We start from the raw sequence: 7,154 nt of genomic DNA on the forward strand, positions 1-7,154 counted from the left end.
ACAGGGAAATACAGGACCTACAGGCCCGCAGGGGCCGCAGGGTTCACAAGGTATACAAGGGCCTAAAGGAACCGACGGTGTACAGCTCTATACTTGGCTAAAATATGCAGACAGCCCGACGGCGGGAATGTCGGACAGTCCTTCCGGGAAAAAATATATGGGTCTAGCATATAACAAAACTACGGCCACAGAATCTAACGTTTATTCTGATTATGAGTGGAGTTTAGTAGAGGGACCAGCTGGCCCAACTGGCCCCCAAGGTAATCAAGGGGTGCAAGGTCCTACCGGCCCTAATGGGCTTCCCACTTATACTTGGATCAAATACGGAACCACCAGCGCAGGGGGGACTATTTCTGATAGTCCGATAGGGAAAACTTATATAGGCATTGCCTATAACAAGACCACCCAAACGGAGAGTACAAACGCTGCAGATTATGAATGGAGCCTTATCCAGGGACCACAAGGACCCGAAGGGCCAAAGGGACCTACTGGAGGCACTGGAAGCCAAGGGCCGCCGGGACCAGACGGGCCAGCAGGACCAGCAGGACCAAAGGGGAATGACGGTTTTATTGATAGAGGGGCATTGACTAGCACGACAGTAGATTGGAACACAATCATAACGTCAGGCGTTTATCGTGCGGGGTTCGCAAGTACAAAACCGCCAAATTTTCCAGCCGGAGCGAATGGGTATGGAACCTTAAATGTAGTTGCTTCGGGAACGGCGGTAACGCAGACTTATGCCGTCCATGGATCTACTGCAGTGCCGTCCGTTACCTATGTTCGTACTAAATATAATGCTAGTGATTGGACAGCCTGGGACAACTCATCCGATACGGTTACCAAGTGGAAAGGCAATGCTAAAAACGGCATTATTCAAATGAATGGTGGAATGCTTGAAGCCAACACGGTTTTAGCCCAACAAATCGGAATTGGTGATTTTACTAACGCCGCTCAAATAGATGCAGATAATAACCCTAATGGATATACCACGGCAGATGTTTCTAATCTGAAATATTTCAAGATGGGTCCGGCTGCTTATGCAGGTTACCGGGTTATGGAAGCTCTAACTAGAGAGTTTAAAATAGGTGATGAATATTATTTTGCTGGGATGGGATACAAAGATGCTGCCTTTGGTATCACCGCGATTATGCGTTATTACTATACGGACGCAACCTATTCGAATGCAGGGACCGCAAGTGTTGGTCTAGCACAAGGCAGCACGGCTGCAAAATTCGCTTTAACCCTTAAAATTACCGCCGAACCAACGGCCGGGAAAGTGATTAAGCAAGTAGTTTTTCAAGTAGAGAAAGACAACAACACAACCGGCTATTATTACATGCGGCAGCTTGAACTACGTAAACGATATTCCGGCGAATTGATTGTGGACGGATCCATAACGGCTACTCAATTGAAAGTGGATGATCTTTCTGCTATTTCTGGAAGTCTCGGTAAAATTAAGGGTGGGGAATTACGTATTTCTAATAAAGCTCAATACGATCAAGGGACCACTTTTGTTCAAATGGCGGCAGGGGAGATTTTTGTAACCAACGTAAACCCGGAAATAGAAACACTAGCAGGGCGGGGGAATGCAAGTGATCTTCACATAGATTCCGGGACAATATGGATGATGAGGAATTATGCAGACGGGCGCACACAGTATGAACTAGATTTAGCACCCCATTATATCCTTTTTAGCGAATATGATACGAACGGTCGCTTTTTAAATCAGACCAGATTTTCTGCCGCCTTAGTAGAAACGCCCAAAGTCATAACGCCATGGTTGAATGTCACTGGACGGGCCGATTTTGATTCTGCTGCATATTTTAACTATGGTGGAGTATTTACCGATGCCTGGTTTAACGGACCATTGAATATGAATAACAACAACATTCAAAACGTTAATCGCATAACCTTTAATGATCCCGGCGGCAATGAGGGCCTTGAATGGTTAGGCGGGAACAATTGGAAAATCTTTGAGTCGCCCGATGACGCTTCTGATAAATCGGGTTCTCTACAATTCTTCACTGGCTCTACTCGAAGAGCTTCAATTGGCGCTACAGGCAATATTTATACTACTGGCACTAGATTCGGGATTCAAAACTCAGGTGGTTCGTACACTTCTGACGGAACAACCGTATTAGATAGTCAAGTTAGTGGTAGTGGTTCTCTATCCATTGGTAAGGATGGAACGGGCGCAAGGGTTTGGGCCGTCGGCATTTATGAAAGGACATACTCGGACCCTGTAAATATGTTCGTTACCAGTGCGGGAACAATTGGCCGGGTAACCTCAGCCAAGAAATATAAGTTAGAAATTGAGGACGTTAAGTCTGACCCTTACAACATATTAAAGGTTAATCCTAGAACTTGGTATGACAAGGCTGCTACAGAGATTTACGCCGATACATTGACCGCAGAACAAAGAGGGGAATTGATTGATTGGGACAAGGTTGATATTCCCGCAATCAAGAGAGTTCCGGGACTGATAGCAGAGGAAGTTATTGCCGCCGGACTTGCTGAATATGCTTCATACGGTGAATTTAAGGAAGATGGAACGCGCGAAGTAGAGGGCCTCATGTATGATCGTCTTTGGACTTTGCTTATTCCTATTGTTCGGGAACATCAAGAAGAAATCGTTTTACTGAAACGGGAACATCAAGAAGAAATTGATTCACTGAAAAGAAGAGTCACACAATTAGAAACCGCCGCTTAAACAAGAATCGTTAAAATTAAAATATCCTGGGAGGAAACAACAATGAAACAAGTATTGATCAAAAACATGTATTTAAAATCAAGTGTGGAATTATTATATGGAATGACTTTAAGAGGTAAACAATCTCGTCATAGATCTAAATTGGTAAGGATTTTAAGTGAGAGGCTTAAAGAGTTAGGAGAAAATGAACTTGAATTGATCAAAGAATATACAGGGGTAGACGAAGAGGGCAACCCTAAAAGGAATGAGCAAGGTAATTTTAATATTGATGATGTATTTAAATTCAGAAAAGAGCAGCAAGAACTATTGGAGGAAGAAATCGTTCTTGAAGGTGAAGGAAATAGAGAAATGATCAAAACAGTTAAGGAAATCTTATTTAATTATGATGAGGAAATTGGCGGCACGGAAGCGGACACTTTTAATTACCTTTGTGAAGCCTTTCGGGTTGATGAAGAAGAAAAGCAAAAGGCGGAGGAAAAATAGAATGAATTATATTAAGGATTTTTTAACAGACTTGGCAGCGGGTCTGTTATTTGGCGGTACCGCTTTTTTATTTGGCGGGTGGAGTACCCTGCTTAGTTTTTTAGCGCTAGTTTTAGTTATTGAGATATTAACCGGGTTTTATAAAGGCTGGTATTACGAAAAATTAGATTCAAAGATCGCTTATAGGGGCTTCATGAAGAAAGCCCTTATTTTTATAGTTATTATTTTAGCTCACATTCTAGACGTTATTTTAGGTTCTGAACAAACCTTTGGATCTGAACACACTTTTAGAACGGCAGCCATTTTGTTTTATTTAGGAATGGAGGGTATAAGCGTTTTAGAAAATCTCGGAGCGGTGGGCGTGAAAGTTCCTATATTCATTAAAAAAAGATTAATTCAGTTAGTGGAATCCAATGACGACAAGGAGGCTTAAGCCGCTTCGGGCCAACCTTAAAGACTAGAAAGTAAATGTAAACAATTTTGATTACATGTATACATTTATGTAAACATAAACGTAAACTATAACATAACAAATAAATTCTAAAGGGGTTTTTAAAGTGGAAATTAGAAAAGACATAGTAAGCGCAGCAATAGCCGGGAAAGTAACTTATGGGAAAGTGAATAGTAAAAAATCAATTACAATCCATGAAACAGATAACCCAGGATCTACAGCAGACGCCGACGCCCACGCACGTTTACAAAAGGACGGAAATACCCGCTCAGCTTCTTGGCATTGGACAGTAGACGATAAAGAATCCGTACAAAGTTTTGATCACTCTTACGCATGCTGGGCCGGGGGAACGACTAAAGGTAATACAGAAAGCATTCATGTAGAAATATGCGTAAACGAAGGCGGGAACTATAAAAAAGCCGTAGAAAACGCAGCGAAGCTTGTTAAAAAAATTATGAAAGACGAAGGTATCTCTATTTTAAATGTGTACCAGCATAACCATTGGAGCGGGAAGAATTGTCCTTCTAAAATGAGAAGCGGAAAATACGGCTATACCTGGAAGACTTTTATAGAGTTGATACAAAGCGAAGAAAGTCCTACAGACTCAGCATCTCCTACAGATTCTAAAACGTACAAAGTCAAAAAAGGCGACACGCTTTATTCAATTTCTAAAAATAACGATTTAACCGTGGATCAATTAAAAGCTTTGAATAGTTTAAAATCTGATGTGCTATCAGTGGGCCAGGCTTTAAAACTAAAAGTAGTTGCTGCCACAACCCCAAAAGAGGGATATTTTACGGATAACCCTAAAAAAGTACAATTAAAATCAAATTGCACTCTTTATACAAGCGCAGAATTTAGCAATAAAACAAAGTCAGGCGTTTATAAAAAAGGGGAAGTGTTCTCTATTACGGCTATCAAATACACTAAAACAGGGACGCCAAGACTGTTAACCAAAAGCGGGTTTTACCTAACAGCAAATAAAAACTATGTGAAAAAGTATAATTAATAGAAAACGACCGACCCCTACAGCCGAAACGCTTAGGGGTTTTTTCTTTTGCCCTATTGTATTTACAATGTAAATACAATATAATACTTTAAGTAAACGTAATACTTAAACTAAAACAATTTAATAAATGACAAAGGGGTTGTTATGGTGGTTATTTCTCACATGTCACACGAGCAATTACGCAATAAATTGTTCTATATAATGGACTTGCATAGTGATTATTGTATTTCTTTTGAGTGTGAAAAGAATACAAAAGAGTCTACTTTAGTGGCAATTTTAAAAAGGAACGGGACAGTATTAAAAGGTTTTATCTTAAGTAGTATAAAAGATCCTAAAGAAGATTTATCTATATTAGTGGACCAGGCTTCTGCAGGTATAGAGTTTTTACATAATGCTTTTAAGTTTGAAAGTAATTTCAAAGTAATTGAAGAAGTAAAAATACATGAAGAAAAGAGAGCATGAAAATGACTAAGAAAATGAGATCCTTTAGACTAGAAGAAAAAGTTATAGAAGAGTTGTCTACCCTGGTCGTCCGTTTTAGTAGCGATGGAACTAAAACAGATAAAACAAACGTTATCGAGCATTTAATTACAAAGGAATATAATAAAAAACCAAGAAAGCCAAAAGCGTAGACAGTACCCTTTTTTCTATAAAGTAAACTTAAACGTTTTACGTAAACTAAGTAAAAGAGAGGTATAACATGAATACAGAAAACAACTTCCCAGCAAGTCGAAAAGGATTTTTAACAGATACTTTAAAATCTATAAAAATTAATACTATTCCTAATAAGGGATATAGAATCTTTTTAGAAATAACTTCAAATGAATCTAAGCATTATTTAACTCTATATATCGCAGATAATAACAAACACATTATTTTCACTAGAAAAGTTGCTTGTATTTCAAACTATGAAGGATCTATATATTTATTTGATAGTATGGCTAATACTCTATTGGAGGGCCTTTCTAGAATTATTCCTATCGGTTACATAATTGAAGATAACGTAATAACTATACATAAAGACAAAACAGCCGTTTAAATGGCTGTTTTTTTTGAATTAAACATGATTATTTTATGAGTTTGTAAGTATTTGTTGAATTATCCCTTTTTATGAATAAACATGGCTTAATTTTCTTGATTATTTTTCTCAATTATACGAGTATACTAAAAGTAGAATTAATTTCTTTCTTTTAAAGGTTAAGTCTATGTGCTAGTATTTAGGAAAGATTTTAACAATATATGCAAGTTTAAGTTTATGTAATAAGTTTACTTGTTTAGAAAGGGGAATAGTATGCAATGAGCCGAGGCAGACCGAGAAAAAACGGTACTTTAGCAATTCAAAGAAAGACGGTTTTATCTGTACGAGTAGAACCCGAGAATCTTGATAACTTGGCACAATTAGTTAATTACTATAAAGAGTACAAACCACAAGAAATAAGATCAAGAGCAAATAAAGGAAACACCATAGAATATTTAATATTAAAAGAATTGCAAGCTCTTAAAGAATGCGGGAAGGATGTGGAATACACATGGCCGGCAGAGTTTTAAGTGTTCTTATGAATAAAGGCGGGGTAGGGAAAACAAGCCTATTAACTAACCTGGCTGCCCTGGCTGTTAAAGACGGTAAGAAAGTATTATTAATAGATGCAGATTCACAAGCGAACGCCAGTCAAGCTTTAGGCGTCGAATATTCTCAAATTACCCTTTATAACGTAATTATGGGCGCAGCTTCACCAAAGGACGCTATCGTCGAGGTGATGCCAGGTCTTAGCCTTTTGCCTTCTAGTGGGAATCTTGCAAACCTTATTTTTAAAATAAAACCCGAAAGATTTTTACATTTACTAAATTTTGTTGAGGATCTAAAAGAAGACTTTGATTTAATACTAATAGATACACCGCCCAGCTTAGAACTAATAGCCGGGAATATATTAAAAGTTAGTGATCAAATTATTATTCCCTTTATGCCCGAACTATTCGGCGTAAATGGATTAATTAACGTAATAGAAGTAGTAAACGATTTTAAAGCCAATGTTAATTCTGAATTAGAAATAGTAGGGATCGTCGGAACTATGGTTGATAGTAGTACAAAATTACATAAAGAATTATTGGAGCAAGCTTACAATTATGCAGAAAAACAGAATATAAGAATGTTTAAAACTTTAATTCCTAGAACAATACAATTCCCAAATGCGACCGCTTATTTTAAAAGGCCTGCTACTCTATTAAAGCGGCAGACCAAAAAGATAAAGACTTATGAATTGTTATATAAAGAACTGGAGGATTTAATTTATGAGTAACGGAAAATTAAATAATCAATTCTCTTTGGCCGAAGAAGCAAAGAAATCATTAAACACACAAAGCTCAGTGTCAGAAGTTGAAGTAAAAGAGGATAAATTAGAAGCAGCAGCCAGGAAATTTAAAAATGAAGTTGACGAGAAAAAGAATAGAAAAGGTATTGAAGATACACATAAGAGGGCGACTTTTTTAGTCGAAAAAGATTT

At 38.0% G+C, this 7,154-nt stretch carries 10 protein-coding genes; all 10 read left to right on the forward strand.

What is annotated here, in order from left to right:
- Positions 1–157: 157 nt before the first annotated feature.
- Complete coding sequence (locus CVN76_RS09400) at positions 158–2,710, forward strand: hypothetical protein (protein ID WP_157805613.1); 2,553 nt, start codon at positions 158–160, stop codon at positions 2,708–2,710.
- 42 nt (positions 2,711–2,752) lie between these two features.
- Positions 2,753–3,193 (forward strand): hypothetical protein, encoded by a 441-nt coding sequence (locus CVN76_RS09405; protein WP_100531049.1) that lies wholly within the window; start codon positions 2,753–2,755, stop codon positions 3,191–3,193.
- Position 3,194: 1 nt separating this feature from the next.
- Entirely contained in the window at positions 3,195–3,626 is a 432-nt protein-coding gene (locus CVN76_RS09410; protein ID WP_100531050.1) for a phage holin family protein, read from the forward strand.
- Between the two features lie 124 nt (positions 3,627–3,750).
- The gene (locus tag CVN76_RS09415) at positions 3,751–4,653 is read left to right on the forward strand and encodes a DUF5776 domain-containing protein (RefSeq protein WP_100531051.1); all 903 of its coding nucleotides are present in this window, start codon (positions 3,751–3,753) and stop codon (positions 4,651–4,653) included.
- 144 nt (positions 4,654–4,797) lie between these two features.
- Entirely contained in the window at positions 4,798–5,115 is a 318-nt protein-coding gene (locus CVN76_RS09420) for a hypothetical protein (RefSeq protein ID WP_100531052.1), read from the forward strand.
- A 2-nt stretch (positions 5,116–5,117) separates the two neighbouring features.
- Positions 5,118–5,285 (forward strand): hypothetical protein, encoded by a 168-nt coding sequence (locus CVN76_RS30925; RefSeq protein ID WP_157805614.1) that lies wholly within the window; start codon positions 5,118–5,120, stop codon positions 5,283–5,285.
- Between the two features lie 68 nt (positions 5,286–5,353).
- Positions 5,354–5,692, forward strand: coding sequence for a hypothetical protein (locus tag CVN76_RS09425; protein ID WP_100531053.1), 339 nt, complete (start codon positions 5,354–5,356; stop codon positions 5,690–5,692).
- 257 nt (positions 5,693–5,949) lie between these two features.
- Complete coding sequence (locus tag CVN76_RS09430) at positions 5,950–6,201, forward strand: hypothetical protein (RefSeq protein WP_100531054.1); 252 nt, start codon at positions 5,950–5,952, stop codon at positions 6,199–6,201.
- Positions 6,183–6,950 (forward strand): ParA family protein, encoded by a 768-nt coding sequence (locus CVN76_RS09435; protein ID WP_157805615.1) that lies wholly within the window; start codon positions 6,183–6,185, stop codon positions 6,948–6,950. Before CVN76_RS09430 ends, CVN76_RS09435 begins: the two co-directional genes overlap by 19 nt.
- The coding region (locus tag CVN76_RS09440; RefSeq protein ID WP_157805616.1) for a hypothetical protein at positions 6,943–7,154 on the forward strand (212 nt) is incomplete at its 3' end. The genes CVN76_RS09435 and CVN76_RS09440, both read left to right, overlap by 8 nt.

This window comes from Bacillus sp. mrc49 (genome assembly GCF_002803435.1).

What these genes read in the sequence shown, in the direction of transcription:
- CVN76_RS09400 (WP_157805613.1), top strand. Translation starts at nt 158, where the DNA reads ATGGGTCTAGCATATAACAAAACTACGGCCACAGAATCTAACGTTTAT.
- CVN76_RS09405 (WP_100531049.1), top strand. Translation starts at nt 2,753, where the DNA reads ATGAAACAAGTATTGATCAAAAACATGTATTTAAAATCAAGTGTGGAA.
- CVN76_RS09410 (WP_100531050.1), top strand. Translation starts at nt 3,195, where the DNA reads ATGAATTATATTAAGGATTTTTTAACAGACTTGGCAGCGGGTCTGTTA.
- CVN76_RS09420 (WP_100531052.1), top strand. Translation starts at nt 4,798, where the DNA reads ATGGTGGTTATTTCTCACATGTCACACGAGCAATTACGCAATAAATTG.
- CVN76_RS30925 (WP_157805614.1), top strand. Translation starts at nt 5,118, where the DNA reads ATGACTAAGAAAATGAGATCCTTTAGACTAGAAGAAAAAGTTATAGAA.
- CVN76_RS09425 (WP_100531053.1), top strand. Translation starts at nt 5,354, where the DNA reads ATGAATACAGAAAACAACTTCCCAGCAAGTCGAAAAGGATTTTTAACA.
- CVN76_RS09430 (WP_100531054.1), top strand. Translation starts at nt 5,950, where the DNA reads ATGAGCCGAGGCAGACCGAGAAAAAACGGTACTTTAGCAATTCAAAGA.
- CVN76_RS09435 (WP_157805615.1), top strand. Translation starts at nt 6,183, where the DNA reads ATGGCCGGCAGAGTTTTAAGTGTTCTTATGAATAAAGGCGGGGTAGGG.